The sequence below is a fragment of the Caballeronia sordidicola genome (assembly GCF_001544455.2).
In the GTDB taxonomy this organism is placed as follows: Bacteria; Pseudomonadota; Gammaproteobacteria; order Burkholderiales; family Burkholderiaceae; genus Caballeronia; species Caballeronia sordidicola.
In genome coordinates this window covers 64,677-80,255 of the sequence record NZ_FCOC02000016.1, presented here as the reverse complement: position 1 = coordinate 80,255, position 15,579 = coordinate 64,677, and the positions used below count along the sequence as shown (strand labels likewise).

General features: G+C 61.2%; 14 protein-coding genes. 6 read left to right on the top strand and 8 right to left on the bottom strand.

What is annotated here, in order from left to right; all coding sequences use genetic code 11:
• Positions 1 to 167: 167 nt before the first annotated feature.
• From AWB64_RS22355 to AWB64_RS22340, 4 genes are read left to right on the top strand one after another with little or no spacing between them, the layout of a single operon-like run.
• Entirely contained in the window at positions 168 to 2,339 is a 2,172-nt protein-coding gene (locus AWB64_RS22355; protein WP_075643322.1) for a TonB-dependent receptor, read from the top strand.
• Positions 2,340 to 2,341: 2 nt separating this feature from the next.
• A complete protein-coding gene (locus AWB64_RS22350; RefSeq protein WP_060857622.1) occupies positions 2,342 to 3,133 on the top strand; it encodes an ABC transporter ATP-binding protein in 792 nt (263 codons plus the stop codon).
• The gene (locus AWB64_RS22345) at positions 3,130 to 4,092 is read left to right on the top strand and encodes an ABC transporter substrate-binding protein (RefSeq protein ID WP_060857621.1); all 963 of its coding nucleotides are present in this window, start codon (positions 3,130 to 3,132) and stop codon (positions 4,090 to 4,092) included. Before AWB64_RS22350 ends, AWB64_RS22345 begins: the two co-directional genes overlap by 4 nt.
• Entirely contained in the window at positions 4,089 to 5,108 is a 1,020-nt protein-coding gene (locus AWB64_RS22340) for a FecCD family ABC transporter permease (RefSeq protein WP_060857620.1), read from the top strand. Before AWB64_RS22345 ends, AWB64_RS22340 begins: the two co-directional genes overlap by 4 nt.
• An 18-nt stretch (positions 5,109 to 5,126) precedes the next feature.
• On the opposite strand, the gene AWB64_RS22335 is transcribed toward AWB64_RS22340, so the two are convergent.
• The 8 genes from AWB64_RS22335 to tauA all read right to left on the bottom strand — a co-directional run bounded on the left by AWB64_RS22335 (position 5,127) and on the right by tauA (position 12,968).
• Complete coding sequence (locus AWB64_RS22335) at positions 5,127 to 6,539, bottom strand: FAD-binding oxidoreductase (protein WP_060857619.1); 1,413 nt, start codon at positions 6,537 to 6,539, stop codon at positions 5,127 to 5,129.
• Between the two features lie 3 nt (positions 6,540 to 6,542).
• On the bottom strand, positions 6,543 to 7,292 hold the full coding sequence (locus AWB64_RS22330) for a FadR/GntR family transcriptional regulator (RefSeq protein WP_060857618.1): 750 nt from the start codon (positions 7,290 to 7,292) through the stop codon (positions 6,543 to 6,545).
• A 303-nt stretch (positions 7,293 to 7,595) separates the two neighbouring features.
• On the bottom strand, positions 7,596 to 7,889 hold the full coding sequence (locus AWB64_RS22325) for an HU family DNA-binding protein (RefSeq protein WP_279616271.1): 294 nt from the start codon (positions 7,887 to 7,889) through the stop codon (positions 7,596 to 7,598).
• Positions 7,890 to 8,440: 551 nt separating this feature from the next.
• Complete coding sequence (locus tag AWB64_RS22320) at positions 8,441 to 8,773, bottom strand: 4Fe-4S binding protein (RefSeq protein WP_060857616.1); 333 nt, start codon at positions 8,771 to 8,773, stop codon at positions 8,441 to 8,443.
• 20 nt (positions 8,774 to 8,793) lie between these two features.
• On the bottom strand, positions 8,794 to 10,320 hold the full coding sequence (locus AWB64_RS22315; RefSeq protein WP_244164153.1) for an FAD-binding protein: 1,527 nt from the start codon (positions 10,318 to 10,320) through the stop codon (positions 8,794 to 8,796).
• Positions 10,317 to 11,162 (bottom strand): taurine ABC transporter permease TauC, encoded by an 846-nt coding sequence (tauC, locus tag AWB64_RS22310; protein ID WP_060857614.1) that lies wholly within the window; start codon positions 11,160 to 11,162, stop codon positions 10,317 to 10,319. The genes AWB64_RS22315 and tauC overlap by 4 nt, the downstream gene beginning before the upstream one ends.
• Entirely contained in the window at positions 11,159 to 11,938 is a 780-nt protein-coding gene (locus AWB64_RS22305; RefSeq protein WP_060857613.1) for a taurine ABC transporter ATP-binding protein, read from the bottom strand. The genes tauC and AWB64_RS22305 overlap by 4 nt, the downstream gene beginning before the upstream one ends.
• Before the next feature lie 4 nt (positions 11,939 to 11,942).
• A complete protein-coding gene (tauA, locus tag AWB64_RS22300; RefSeq protein WP_060857612.1) occupies positions 11,943 to 12,968 on the bottom strand; it encodes a taurine ABC transporter substrate-binding protein in 1,026 nt (341 codons plus the stop codon).
• 345 nt (positions 12,969 to 13,313) lie between these two features.
• Between tauA and AWB64_RS22295 the strand changes: the two genes are divergently transcribed.
• Complete coding sequence (locus AWB64_RS22295; RefSeq protein ID WP_082850590.1) at positions 13,314 to 14,087, top strand: GntR family transcriptional regulator; 774 nt, start codon at positions 13,314 to 13,316, stop codon at positions 14,085 to 14,087.
• Between the two features lie 53 nt (positions 14,088 to 14,140).
• On the top strand, positions 14,141 to 15,565 hold the full coding sequence (locus AWB64_RS22290; protein WP_060857611.1) for an FAD/NAD(P)-binding protein: 1,425 nt from the start codon (positions 14,141 to 14,143) through the stop codon (positions 15,563 to 15,565).
• The last annotated feature ends 14 nt before the right edge of the window (positions 15,566 to 15,579 follow it).

The following is a 15,579-nucleotide window of genomic DNA, read 5'->3' as shown; positions in this document are numbered from 1 at the left end:
CGATCAATCGCGTTTGCCATCCAGCGGCCGATATCCGCCCTTGGACAAAGCAACACCAACAGCTTGATTCGATTGATCGCGGCCATGCCGTGAATCGTCAGCGCTCACACAACAGAAGTCATCGCTGCCTCGCGCGGCGAGACACGCATACGCTTTCGGGGAACAAGATGGGACGAGACTGGAATTCGGCGCACAGCAGCCGGAGAAGCCGGTGCGGTTATCAATCGCGCCGTCCGAAGAGAACCGCGCTCGCGGTCCTATGTGTGCTCAGTGCGTCGCCGGTATTTGCCGATGAGACCACATCGACATTGCCGCCTGTCGTGGTGAACGACACGAACAGCATCGATACCGCGCCGCTCGCAACGCCCACACGCACTGGCTCGCGCCTTGGTCTTTCGAGCCTGGACACGCCCGCGAGCGTGGAGACCGTCACCGCAAAACAGATCACGGAACGCGGCGACCAGAGCGTCTCGGACGCCGTCACGCGCGCGACCGGATTTGTCAGCGACGGCTCGCCCGGCAATGGCGGCACGGCGTTGAGCGTGCGCGGCTTCAGCGGCCAGGAATCCGTCATGACACTCTATGACGGCACCCGCCTGTACCCGGGCGCGGGCACCATGACCTACCCTTTCGATACGTGGTCCGTCGATCGAATCGAAGTATTGCGCGGGCCTGCGTCAGTGCTGTATGGCGAGGGCGCGATAGGCGGCGTCGTGAATGTCGTGCCGAAGCAGCCGCAGCGCGACCATGCAACGACGGTGCAATTGGGTATTGGTACGGAAGGCCAGAAGCACGTTGCCTTCGATACCACGGGCGCGCTCGGCGCCATGCTCTCCTACCGCTTCTATGTCAGCGACAACCGCTCGAACGGCTGGGTGGATCGGGGTGAATCACACACGACCGCGCTTGGCGGCGCGTTGAAACTCGATGTTTCGCCGCGCCTGTCTTTCACGCTCGACTATGACTACGGGCGCCAGCGGCCCGCGACTTATCTCGGTACGCCGGTGAACGACGGCGCGCTCGATACCTCGTTGCGCTACAAGAACTACAACGTCGGCAATCCGCTGATTGCCTACATGGATCAGTCGACGCGGCTCTCGGGCATCTATCACGCAACCGATGGCATTACGATTCGCGACCAGCTCTATTATCTGACGACGAACCGGCACTATCGCGATAGTGAAAGCTATCTGCTCGATCCATCGACGCGCGAGATTACGCGCAGCGACTACATCGAGATCATTCATCATGAGCGGCAAATCGGCAATCGTCTCGACGCGACCTTTGATGGCAACGCCATGGGTCACGCGAACCGTTTCGTCATAGGCGCGGAGGCGAACCAGATCACCTTCCAGCGCGACAGCAATACGCCTTTCGATGGTTCGTCGCTGGTCAATGCCGACAGCTTCGACCCGGGCGTGTTCGCGAGCAGCGACCCGACCGTGCCGGAGTTCTACACGCGCACCCGGCAAGCCGCCCTCTTCGCCGAAGACCGCTTCGAGTTGACGCCGCGTGTGTCGGTGGTCGGGGGCGCGCGTTATGACTATGTCGATTTCTGGCGCCAGCAACTCGGCAATGGCAGCACTTTCAGCAAGACCTTGTCGAACGCTGGATGGCGTCTCGGACTTGTCTACCAGCTCACGCCGTCGATGTCCGTCTACGGACAATACACGCGCGGCGCCGACAGCGTGGGTTCGTTGATCACAATGTCGCAGGCGCAGACCGCGTTCAAGCTTGCAACTGGACAGCAACTGGAAGCCGGCGTTAAGCAGGACATCATGAACGGTCGCGGCTTCTGGACGCTCGCGCTCTATCAGATCGTGAAGAAGAACCTGTTGAGCCAGGATCCGATCAATCCCGCGATCCAGCAGCAGGTTGGCGAACAATCGTCGCGCGGCATTGAATGGTCGGGGGCGTTCAAGCTCGGCTGGGGATTTTCTATCGAGGCGAATGCGGCCTTGCTGCGCGCCCGCTACGACGACTTCAACGAGACCGTGAACGGCGTCGCGGTATCGCGCGCCGGCAACGTGCCGTTGAACATCCCGGAGCAGACGGCCAACCTGTGGCTGACCTACAGGCCCGCAGCGGACTGGGTCATCGGTTCGGGCCTGCGCTACGTTGGCCGGCGATACGGCGACAATGCCAATTCCGTCGACGTGCCTTCGTACACGGTCTTCGACCTGTCCGCACAATGGCAAGCCACGCGGCAGGTCAACGTCGCGCTTTACCTGCGCAACCTTGCCAACCGCGCTTACGCCGTGACCTCGGCGAATAACGGTACGCAATGGCTGCTCGGGCCCGCGCGATCCGCCGAAGTTGTCGCCACCATGAACTTCTGATCATGTCCTGCGGACTTCACGTCGATCATCTAAGCTGGTCTCCCGCCGAACGCGAGCAGCACCACCAGGCGCACTTGCTGCGCGAGATCACGCTGGATGTGGAGGCCGGGGAATTCGTCGGCCTGATCGGTCCGAATGGGAGCGGCAAGACCAGCTTGCTGCGCTGCGCATTTCGCTTTTCGAAGCCGCATGAAGGCTCGGTGTCGCTCGATCAGACCGATGTTTGGGGCGCGTCGCCGCGATGGGCCGCGCAGCGTATTGCCGTGTTGCTGCAGGAACTGCCCGATGATTTCGGCCTGACGGTCGAACAGATAGCGCGCATGGGGCGCACGCCGCACAAGCGTCTGCTCGACGGTGCCACGCCTGAGGACGCACGCATTGTTGAAGGCGCGTTGCGCGATGTCGATCTGTGGAGCGCACGGGAACGCGCGTTCGCTTCGCTCTCGGGCGGCGAGAAACAGCGTGCATTGCTGGCGCGCGCGCTGGTGCAGCGCCCAACGGTGCTGATGCTCGATGAACCCACGAACCATCTGGATCTGCGCCATCAAATCGAGTTGCTCAAGCTCGTCAAGAATCAGAACGTCACTACGCTCGCCACCATTCACGACCTGAATCTTGCCGCGGCTTTTTGCGACCGGTTATATGTGATCGCGAATGGCGCGATCGTCACGCACGGCAAGCCGCACGACGTGCTGACGCCTGCCATGTTGAAGGCCGTATTCAATGTCGATGCCATCGTGGACCTTCATCCCGTTTCACGATGCCCTCGCATCACCCTCATTCACTCGACATGATCAAACCTTTCACGACTGCGTTGTTGGCGCTGCTGCTGGTCAGTTCGGAAGCACGCGCGGGGCATTATCCGGTCACGGTTCAAAGCTGCAACCGCGAAGTCGTGTTCCAGCATGCGCCCGAACACGCAGTCAGCAACGATGTCAATCTCACGGAGATGATGCTTGCATTGGGCCTGAAGTCTCGCATGGCGGGTTATACCGGCGTCAGCGGCTGGAGCACAGGCAACGAAGCCTTGCGCGCTCAACTGAAGGGCGTGCCGGAACTCGCGCGGCAATATCCATCGGTTGAAGTGCTGGTCAATGCGGGCGTCGACTTCTATTTCGCCGGATGGAACTACGGCATGCAGGTCGGCGGCCCCGTGACGCCGGCGACACTCGCGCCGCTGCACATTGCCGTGTATGAACTGAGCGAATCGTGCGCGCATGTCATGCCTCGTCCCGCCGCTACCTTCAATGACGTCTATGACGATCTGCGTAACCTGGGACGCATCTTCGACGCAGACGCCCAAGCGTCGATGCTGATGGACGACATGCAGAAGCGGCTCGCGATGGTGACGCGGCGCATTGGGAATAACGCCGCGCCGCCGCGCGTCTTCGTTTATGACAGCGGCGAGGACAAGCCCTTCACCGCAGGCGGCCTTGCGATGCCAACCGCATTGATCAAGGCTGCGGGTGGGCGCAATGTGATGGACGACGTGCAGCAAAGCTGGACCCGCGTGAGTTGGGAAAGCGTCGTGGCGCGCAATCCGCAAGCGATCGTGATTGTCGATTATGGCGCGGTAACGGCTGCGCAAAAGATTCAGTTCCTGCTCGATCAACCTGCCTTGCGCAATCTCGATGCAATCCGCGACCGGCGTTTCATCGTGATTCCATACGACAGCGCCACGCCGGGCATTCGCAACGTCGCCGCCGTGGAGACGATTGCACATGCGCTCCATCCGAAGGCGTTCGCGCAGTGAAGCGCGCCGCTCCGGCTGTAATCGTCGCAAGCCTCGGCGTGGTGCTTCCGGTATCGGTCGTGCTTGCAACCGGCTTTGGTCCCACGTCGATAGCGCCACGTCTGACCGCGCGTATCGTGGCCGCGCATCTGTTGCACGAGCCGGGTGACTGGAACGCGTCGCTCGATACCATCGTCTGGCTGATCCGCCTGCCGCGCGTGCTGCTCGCGGGCATCGTGGGCGCAGCGCTCGCGATGGTCGGCGTCGCGCTGCAGGCCGTCACGGCAAACCGCCTCGCCGATCCTCATCTGCTCGGCGTCAGTTCAGGCGCGACGCTCGGCGCGGTGGCCGCAACACTGTTTCTCGGCGCCATCTTTGGCCCGTTCACGCTGTCGATCATGGCGTTCCTGGGCGCGCTGCTCGCAACCGCGATGGTCATTGCATTGGCTCATCGCCAGGGACGGCTTGACTCCGACCGGCTGTTGCTCTCAGGGGTTGCCGTATCGTTTGTGATGCTCGCGGGCGCCAACCTGCTGCTCTATCTCGGCGACCAGCGCGCGGCGTCGTCCATCCTGTTCTGGACGCTGGGCGGCGTAGGCCTTGCGCGCTGGAGCCTGCTCGGCGTGCCTGCATCCATGGCGCTCTTCGGCGGCATTTTGCTGCTCGCGCGCCGGCGCGAACTCAACGCGCTGATGACCGGCGACCTGGCGGCGGTATCGCTGGGCGTTCCGGTAAGCAAGATGCGCTGGGAAATCTTCCTGGTCAGCGCACTCGTCACGGGCGCGATGGTCGCGGTGAGCGGCGCAATAGGTTTTGTCGGACTGGTTACGCCGCACGTGTGCCGTCCGCTGGCGGGCGCCGAGCACGGGCGCTTGCTGCCGGTTTCCGCGCTCGCCGGCGCGATCCTGCTGATATGGGCCGATGTCGCCGCGCGCACGCTTATTGCCCCTGAGGACCTTCCCATAGGCGTGGTGACCGCATTGCTCGGCGGCACATTCTTTATTGCATTGATGCGCTTTGGCGGACAGTCGCGATAAGCAGGGAAATTTGCGCGTTCAGAAAATCTTGCCCGGATTCATGATGCCGTGCGGATCGAATACCTTACGGATTTCTCTCATGAGCCGGATTTCCAGCGGGTCTTTATAGCGGCTGAAATAGTCGCGCTTGAGTTGTCCGATGCCATGTTCCGCGCTGATGCTGCCGCCATAGCGTGCGACTTCATCCAGCACTTCGGCGGTAAGCCCTTCGCCATGTTGTGCGAAGAAATCGCGTGGCGCGCCGGATGGACGCGAGAGGTTGTAGTGCAGGTTGCCATCGCCGAAATGACCGAAAACAATCAATCGCACACCTGCATGATGCTTCTCCACGCGCTCACCCGCAGTCTCAAGGAAGGCCGGAATGGCTTCGATCGGCAACGACACATCGTGCTTCACATGCGGTCCATCGGCGCGTTGCGCTTCGGAGATCTCCTCGCGCAATCGCCACATGCTGTTCACTTGCGCAATTGATTCGGATACCGCAGCATCGGTGCAGAGCTCGCGTTCGAGTGCTTCGCCAATGACGGTCTCAACGAGTGCACGCAAGGCGGTTTCATCGACAGTGTCCGCCAGTTCGATCAGTACGTAAGCCGGATGACGCTCGGCAAACGGCGCGCGCATGCCTTCCACGTGTGCAAGCACCAGATCGAGACATTCCGCCGTGAAGAACTCGAACGCCTGCATGCGCGGGCCGCCGCGCTCGAACAAGAGCTCGAACAGTTCCAGCGCCTGCTGCGCCGAATTCACGGCGGCCAACACAACCACACGTACGTCGTTACGCGGATACAGACGCAGCGCGGCGGCCGTTATGATCCCGAGCGTCCCCTCCGCGCCGATCATCAATTGCTTCAGGTCGTAGCCAGTGTTGTCCTTGCGCAGCGTGCGCAGTCCATGAAATATCTCGCCGTTCGGCAGCACGGCTTCGAGGCCGAGCGCGAGTTCACGCGTCATGCCGTAGCGCACGACATTGACGCCGCCTGCATTGGTCGAAAGATTGCCGCCCAGTTGACACGAGTCTTCAGCCGCGAGACTGAGCGGCAGCAGCCGGTGCTGTTCCTCAGCGGCGCGCCGCAGATTGCCGAGAATACAACCGGCTTCGGCAACCATCGTGTTGCCAGTCGTATCGATGCTGCGAATCGCATGCATGCGATCAAGGCTCAGGATCACGTTGTTCGGGCTGGCATCGGGCGTGGCGGCTCCGCACAAACCGGTATTGCCACCGCGCGGCACGACCGGGACGCGTGCGTCCGAACACAGCGCCAGGCACGCTGCAACTTCGTCAGTCGTGGATGGGCGCACGACCGCCTGCGCCTTGCCTTTGTACATGCCGCGCCAGTCCGAGAGCCACGGCTCGATTTCATCGGCGGACGTGCTGACCGCGTCGGTTCCGAGCGTGTCAGCGAGACGTTGGGCGAAAGAGAGATCGGTCATCTATTAGTGGGCGAAAGGTGAAGTCAATCCGCCGGATAACGTTTCACGAAACGTGTCGCGATCGGGGATGACAAGGTTGAGGCGCGCCGCGGCGTTTTGCAAATGCGACGTTGCAGCGGCGCGGGCAGCTAGCGGGTCGCCAGCGCAAATCGCTTCGAAGATGAGGACATGCTCGCGATGCACGTCGTCCGGCAGCCGCTCGCGCGTGAGCGAATGCGTGCGCGCCGTTTGCACCGCCTGCCGGATCTGCAGATTCAGGTATTGCAGCAGGTCCACGTAGTAGCGGTTATGCGTGGCATGAGCAATGGCCACATGAAACGCTATATCCAGCTCGACCGCCGATTCCGGCGTGTAGAGGTTATCGGCGAGGGATTTCAAAATGCTTTCCAGTGCCTCGATGTCCGCAGTGGTGCGCCGCGCCGCAGCGAGCGCCGCGGAAGCGCCTTCCAGATCCAGCCGCAGTTCGTAGACCGCGCTTAAATCCGCGCGGTCGTTGCCCAGCGCTGATGGAACCCGAAAGCCGCCACTTTGAGTACGCGCCGTGACCGTACAGCCCGCACCCTGCCTGCTATCGATAAGACCGTGAGCGCGCAAACGTTCCGTGACCTCGCGAATCACCGACTGGCTCACGCCGAAGCGGATCGCGAGATCCTTGCCTGACGGAAGCTTCGTCCCGACAGGATAGATACCGTCGCCAATATCTCGGGTCAGTTGCTGCGCGACCTGATGCGTGAGGGTAAGGGCCTTGGTCAACGACGTTCGCTTATCTCAATTATCCGGTTTGCATGTTATATGAAAACTTTGGATCGAGAAACACACCTTATTGACGAAAGCGGCGCGCGCTGAACCCACGACCCTTTGCAACCATCGAGCACGCATGCGTGCAACCGGCGTTTCTAGTGGGTCGAGGACATCGCCAGCTGATTCAAGCCCATGCCTGGCGGCGATGTTTGAAACGGCCGGATCGCTGACGGATCCGGCCCGTTCGATGAGCACCGGCACGGCGCTCGGCCACGTCCTGATGCGAGAACGCGCAGCAGGATATCCCGGCCAGTCTTACTGGTTCACCAAGTCCTTGAACGCTTTACCGGCGGTAAACTTGACTGTTTTGGCTGCGGCGATCTGGATGGTGTCGCCGGTCTTCGGATTGCGGCCCGTGCGCGCAGCGCGTTGACCTGTGCTGAACGTGCCGAAGCCAACGAATTGAACGCTCTCGCCGCTGACAACCGCTTGGGTCACGGTGGAGATAAATGCATCGATAGCCTCGGCGGCGGCGGCCTTGCTGGTGCCAGTAGCGGACGCAACGGCGTCAACGAGTTCTTGCTTGTTCATTTCTGTTTTCTCTAGGATTGGTACGACTCACTGCCCATGCGAGCGCACGGTGGAAGCGTCACCTTACCGGAGGCGGCGGCCATAGGCAAATCAGTTTCTCCCTGATAGGGCAGGCGATCCGGGCCGGTTGCACTGCGCCGGGGACCATTCGACAGCATCGCCGTGTCAGGGGAGACAGCGTTGCGTGGCTGGCCAGTTATCCGGTGTGTGCGGACATAAGCTTTTCTTGCCGGCTTTAACGGGCAAGTGCGTCGAAAATGTATCCAACTTCGATTTTCTGGTCGGCATACCCCAGTTCCATACAGGAAACAGCAATGTACGCAACGCCGATAATATTACTGTTTGCTTTCGAATGAAGGGTAAGGATTTTTGCAAAGGCGATGTCGTTGCGTTAACTTTAGACAAACCAGAAGCCTGTCCGCACCGTTACATGTTGTACGACAAGTGGTGTCCATCGCCATTTCTCTTGTCTTGGCTACCTCGATATTTCCCTGCGCCCGTTTTCATAAAGTGGTGAAGCTGGATTTTTTAATAGTTCGATATCCGAACTATACATAAGCCGCCCGTTTTCACGTCACGCCCAATTCGAAAAGCTTGTGCGTCTGGTCGTTTTCCGTTCCCGCCGCCCGCGCTTTCTTCCAGCCGAGCGCCCGCGCATAACCGCCCAGGATTCCTCGCGAAATCAACGCTTCTTCCGATATCGCCACATGAGCGTCCGCGTTCGGATCGACGTACATGGCGTCGGCCGGACAGTACAGTTCGCACATGAAACAGGTTTGGCACTGATCCGGCCGCGTGATCACGGGAATGCTGCCATCGACTGCGTCGAAGACCTGGGTCGGGCACACTTCCACGCAGCGATTGCACGACGTGCAGCGCGCCTCGCTGATCAGTTCGATCAAGACCGCTCTCCTTTCCGGGTTCAGGTGGCGACGGGGTCGGTGCTGAATTCGAATGAGTCGATGCCAGCAACAACCAGCCGGTGACGCATCGCATCCGAACGCTCCGGATAATCACCGCGCTGGTGTAGCGCGCGCGACTCCCTGCGATGCAATGCGCTGCGGTAAGCAAGGCGTGCAACGTATAGCATCGCACGCGCCGAACGAGCTTCGGCAAGATGGGGCGTACCGACCTCGACGTTCGTTTCATGCCAGGCGTCGTCGAGCAGCTTGAGCGCGGGCGTAAGAACCGCGGCGCTACGAAAAAGATTCGTGCGCAACGACAAGACATGCTGGCCGATCAGCTCGCGCGAAGGGCCAACTGGACTGAGCGCAATCTCTTCTTCACGTGCGAGGGTGCCGGCTCGTCGCGTCCCTTGCCGTCGTGCAAATTCGCTCGCCGCCGTGCCCGCCCAGCTGCCAGTCACGATAGCCCACGCCGAGTTCGGCGAGCCGCCGCCGGTACGGCCGCCCACCACCGTCTCGCGTGATGCGGCGTCTCCTGCCGCGTAAAGTCCCGGCACGTCGGTGGCGCAATCCCGTCCACGCAACCGGATTCCGCCTGTCCCCCGCACCGTCCCTTCAAGCCGCAGACCAACCGGAAAGCGCTGCGTAAAAGGATCGATGCCCGCGCGGTCGAACGGCAGAAACGCATTGGCCTGGCCGCTTCGCAGCCACCGCTGAATGTCGGCGTTTGCGCGATCGAATACGGCGAACACGGGCTCGTCCACCAGCACTCTCGCCACCGATACGAACGGTTCATCATCAACAATCGGCACGACAGTACCGTCCCCGCGCGTATAGGTGCTCCATACGAAAGGCAGGCCCTTGGTCACGGAAGACTGGCTCGCGGCGAGTCCATACTGATTCGAGAATTCCATGCCGGAGAACCGTGCCCCCACCTCGCCGGCCGCAAGATGACCGTCGCCCGTGCATACATTCGTGCCTAGCGCGCCGCTCATGAACGCGCACCCGCCCGTTGCAAGCACGGTCGCGAAAGCGTTGACCTGCCATCGTGTGCCGTCTCTCGACACGCCATGCGCGCCTGTCACGCAGCCGTCCCGTTCAAGCAGACCAAGCATGGGACTGTGATCGAGAATCTGCACGCCTGCGCGCTTGATCTGCAGCCGCATGAAGCGCATGTAGTCGGGACCGCGCAAGGTCGCGTAGTTGACATCTCCCGTTTCGGTCTTTGGAAACGGATAGCCGAGCGTGCCAAGAAAATGCAATTGCTCCACGGCGCTTTCGAGCAATGCAGCGGTCCAACCGGGTTCGCTCAGTCCACCGCCAGACGCAAAACGCGCACCGAACTCCGCCTCCTGCAACTTAGGATCCCTGACGTACCAGACATTGTTATTCGATGCCGCCGCCGCACCCGAGGTTCCGCAATAGCCCTTGTCGGCAAGCACGACTCGCGCACCGCCGCGCGCCGCATGCAGCGCGGCCCAGGTTCCGGCGGGACCGCCGCCGAGCACGAGGACGTCCGCGTCCCATCTCGAAGCGCCGGTCATGCATGTCCTTCCCATGGCACGAGCACGCGTTGAAGCGACCTGAGTCCCCACTCGAACACGCCCGCGATCAACGCAATCACGACAATGCCCATGATGACGACATCGGTCACGAGAAACTGCGCTGCCGACTGAATCATGAAACCAAGGCCACGCGTAGCCGCGATCAACTCAGCTGCAACGAGCACCGACCAGCCCACACCGAGGCTGACCCGGATGCCGGTCAGAACATCCGCCGCCGCGGACGGCACGACAATGTACCGGATCAGTTGCCACCGCGTGGCGCCGAGCGCCTGCGCGCCGCGCAGACGGCTTTGCTTCACGCGCCGCACGCCTTGCTGAGTGGAGATGGTCAACGGCGCAAAGATCGCCAGCCAGATCAACAGGATCTTGGACGGCTCGCCAATGCCGCACCAGATGACGATCAAGGGCAAATATGCAAGCGGCGGCACCGGCCGATAAAACTCGATGAGCGGATCGGCAATAGCGCGCGCTGTCGGATTGAGGCCGATCAGCACGCCAAGCGGCACTGCAGTGACGACAGCCAGTGCGAGCGCCGCGAATACGCGCGACAGGCTTGCGGCCGAGTGCTGCCAAAGGGTGGCGTCGCTGAAACCATTCACCGATACATCCACGAACTTGTGCGCCACCGCCGCGGGCGATGGCAGGAATACGGGGCTGATGAGTTTCAGCCGCGCCGCGAGCGTCCAGGAGGCAATGACGACCAGCACCGTCACGATGCTGATCAGACGCTGCCTGTTGAACCGCAAGCGTCCAGGTTTGGGGGTGTTCCTTTCAGACAGCGCGGGGTCCGGATAATACGCAAGACGCTCTGTGTCGCTCATGGCAGTATCTCATTGTCTGCAAAAAACCGGCTCTCGATTTCGTCCCGCAAGCGGATGAACGCAAGGTCGCTCTTAATGCTGTGCGATGACTCTCCCGCAACAAAGCGTGCGCCAAAATCAAGGCGCCGCACAGACGCAATGCAACCCGGGTTCGCCTGCATCAGAACGAGATCCGTGGCCATGAAAAGCGCCTCGGCAATGTCATGCGTGATCATCACCATGCCCTTGCCATAGCGCTCCCAGAGCGTGAGCAGATACTCCTGCATCTTCAGGCGCGTCGAAGAATCGAGTGCGCCCAGCGGTTCATCGAGCAGCAAGAAGCGGGGATCTACAGCGAGCGCGCGGGCAAGTCCCACGCGCTGGCGCATGCCTCCCGAAATTTTCCACAACGGATAACGCGCGTACGCGCTCAGGCCGGTCAACTCAAGCAACGCTTCGACCGTCGCCTCGCGCTTCGCTTTCGGCACGCCAGCAAGCGTCAGGCCGAATCCTATGTTCTGCTCGACGTTCTGCCAGGGCAACAACGAATCGTCCTGAAACACCATGCCCCGATCCGAGCCTGGACCTGTGATCGCTTCGCCGTCAATCGATACCTGTCCCGCCGACGGTGCAATAAAACCCGCCAGCACGTTCAGCAAGGTCGTCTTGCCGCAGCCCGACGGCCCCAGCACGACAGTGAAGCTGCCATCCCGCAATTCGAGGCTGATATCCGCCAGAACCCGGTGCGGGCCGCTTGATGTATCGAAGGAAACGCTGAGCGCGTCGATCCGGATCATGATGTTACTTGCCGCTTCCCGCGCTTGCCTGCTGCACGAACGAAGCCGTGACCGTAGGACCGTAATCGGGCAGCACATCATCCACGCGTTTTTGTTCCTTCAAGAAAGCCGATGTATCGGCGAGCGCCTTCGCAATGCCGCCGCCCAGCAAACGCGGCGAGGCCTGTTCGTCGAGCAGCGGGAAGGTCGTTCCCTGCAGCAGCGCGGGCAGGTCCGCAGCATCCGAACCGCTGATCCGCGCGATGTCCGCCACCTGTGGCGTGGCCGCGGTCCACTTCGCACCATCCTTGCGATACTCGGCATTCTGCGCGCCCGTGACCCGCGAAAAAGCAACCAGGAAGTCGGGGTGCGCCTGCGCGAAATCCTTGCGCGCGACCCATGCGAGGAAGGTCGGCGAGCCCCACTTGCGCACTTCCGCCGACGTGGTCAACACCTTGCCCGTCTTTACGATCTTGCCGAGCGCCGGGTCCCACACATAAGCTGCATCGATATCACCGCGCTGCCAGGCCGCCGCAATCTCGGGAGGCGCGAGGTTCAGGATGGTGACCTGATTGGCCGGAATGCCCCAATGCTTGAGCGCTGCCAGAAGACTGTAGTGCGTGGTCGAGACGAATGGCACGGCAACCTTCTTGCCAATCAGATCCTGCGGCTTGGTGATGTTGCTGCCGTTTCGCACGACCAGCGCCTCTGCTGTACCAATCTCGGCCGCGACAAAGAACGTTTCGAGCGGCAAGCCGCGCGTGACGCCCGCCGCAAGCGGACTGCTGCCCGTGAAGCCGACCTGTACATCGCCCGAGGCCATCGCGGCGATCACGTCGGCGCCGGTATTGAACTTGCGCCAGTTGATCTTGTAGCCGCTGGCTTTCTCATAGAGGCCGCTGGCCTGCGCGATCTTGGATGGTTCGATATCCGTCTGGTAACCGACCGTGACAGTCTTGTTGTCGGCCGCAAATGCGGAAGATGCGAAGCTCGCGGTAAGACTGGAAACAAGCGCCAATAACGCAGCGCCTCGAATCAGATGCTTGAACATGCTTTGCAGCTCCGTAGGAAAACGCGCGGGCGCAGCGGACAGGTCCGCATTCCGGCCCAGTGTGGAATGGTTTGATCAATATGACGCAACATGATTCGGATTCCGATTCAAATGAATCGGAATCCGGTATGGGCATGAAAGCATGCGGTTTTGCACCTTCGCCCGGTTGTCATTACAACTTTTCTGAGGACAGTATATGAACGGCGCCGCACGATTTCCAAGCGATGAATTCTCACTAGCTTAGTGAATTTCCAGCTTTGCGCAGCGTTCTGTGCACGCGTGGTCTAATGTATCCTCGACATCTGAGCGCAGGCTTCACCGTGCGAAGATTGAACTCGCGTTGTCATGACATCGAAACCCGATCGCAAACCATTGATGCCCATGCAGGACTACGCCGCCCCGCTGTATAGACGCATAAAAGATCAACTTCGTGCGCGCATGCTCGACGGCACCTATGCGCCGGACGCGCAGTTACCCACTGAACAGGCCTTGTGCGACATGTTCGATGTCAGCCGCATTACCGTGCGCCAGGCGCTGGATGAATTGCGCCAGGAAGGCGCCGTCAAGACGGTTCGCGGACGCGGCACCTTTGTGGCGCCGCCGCGCGCTTATCAGAATATTGCCGCGCTGCAGGGCTTTTCAGAAGCAATGATCCCGCTGGGCCATCAGGTAACGAACCGGCTTGAGGGGTTTCGCTATTTCGATCCGGATGTGGACCTTCGGGCGCGGTTGGGTCTTGACACGGACGTCGGCAACAGCGTCCGGGTCGCGGAAATAAAACGGATACGCATACTTGATGGAACACGTTTGTCGTTCGAGACCACGTTCCTGGGCGAGCTGCTCGCGCAGAAGCTGATGACCGCGGACCTCGCCACGCAAGACATTTTCAAACTTGTCGAAGAACGCAGCGCCGTACGCATCGATCATGCAAATGTGGCGGTGGATGCGATTCTCGCCGATGAAGAAACGCTCTCGGCGTTGGAACTCGCACCGGGTAGTCCGGTACTTCGCGTCGAGCGGCACGTCTTCGACATTCACGCGCGCCCTGTCCTTTTCGAGTTCCTCCATTTTCGCAGCGACGCGTTTCAATATCGCATGCGCATTGACCGTGAACGCTAGCCAGTTAATATGAACATTCTCACTCACGCCGCGCTTCGCGAGACTTCAGCATCATGATCGGTTCCTTGAAAACATCGGAGCAGGACACAACCGTAAACATAGTCGTGGTTGGCGGTGGTTTTACAGGTGTCGCGTTTGTGATTCATGCCATTCGAGCGCGCCCGGCTAACGTGAGTCTCGACTTCACCATCGTGGAACCATCGGCTGAACTGGGGCGCGGGATCGCATATGGCACGACTGAACCGTTGCACCGGATCAACGTCCCGAGCGACCGAATGAGCCTCTTCGCCACCGACCCCACGCACGCCACGCGGTGGCTCAGGGATCACGATGCGCTTGATGCAGGCAGCGTCGACGCGCAAGGTCACTACTACGTATCGCGCCAGCGATACGGCGAGTATGTGCTCGCAACGTTGCAAGATGTTATGGCCGAAGCCGCTGCAGACGTGCGCATGAGTCATCGGCGCGCGAGCGCTGCCGGCTTGAGCAAAACCAGCGCGGGCTACATCGTCACGCTCGATGACGGCGCGCAACTGGATGCGCAGCGTGTCGCGCTGTGCTTCGGGCACACGCCGTCGAAACCGCCAGGACGTATCGATAAAAACGCCTTGCGCGATCCGCGCGTGATCGCGCATCCGTGGTCGCACGACGCATTGCACGCCATTCCCGCTGACGCGCCGGTGCTTCTGGTCGGCACCGGCCTGACCATGGCCGACGTCGCCGTGACGCTGGTCGGGCGCGGGCATCGCGGAAGCATCACGGCCATCTCGCGACGCGGCTTGCGAGCGCAACCACATGGCATATTCGCCGATGCCGCCGATTTCCTCGGCAATAGCGCGCCGCCCGCCACGGCACGCGCACTCGTGCAGAGATTGCGGCAGCGGATTGCGCGCGACAAGCTCGCGAACATTGGCTGGCAACCCGCGGCGGACGCGCTGCGCTTCGAGCTTCCACGCATCTGGAACGCACTTCCCGCGCATGAGCAACGCCGCGTTGTCAAAAGGCTGCTGCCGTTCTGGGACGTGCATCGGTTCCGGATCGCGCCGCAGATTCACGAGGCCATCGAACGTGCGATTGCAACAGGGCAAATGAACGTGGTCACGGCTGGTATCGGCGATATACGGCGCCATGAGCATGGCTTTCGCGTGGGACTCAAGCGCCCGGGCGGCAACATGGACGAATATGACTTTGGCGCCGTGGTGTTCTGCACGGGACCGGCGCGCGATATCGATAGAAATCCGCTCGTGAAGTCATTGCTCGAAAGCAGGCTCGCGCGTCTGGACGCCGTGCAGGCCGGTCTCGACACCGACCTGCAAAGCCGGATACTCGACGCGGACGGCAACGTGTCCTCCGGCCTCTTTGCATTCGGCCCGATGACCCGTGGAAGCTTCGGCGAGATGACCGGCGCACCGGACATCGCGCGCCATCTGGAGCGGCTGTTGAAGGACAGCAGCGTGCTTGCATACGCGGCGCCCTAACAACTTTTAATCAC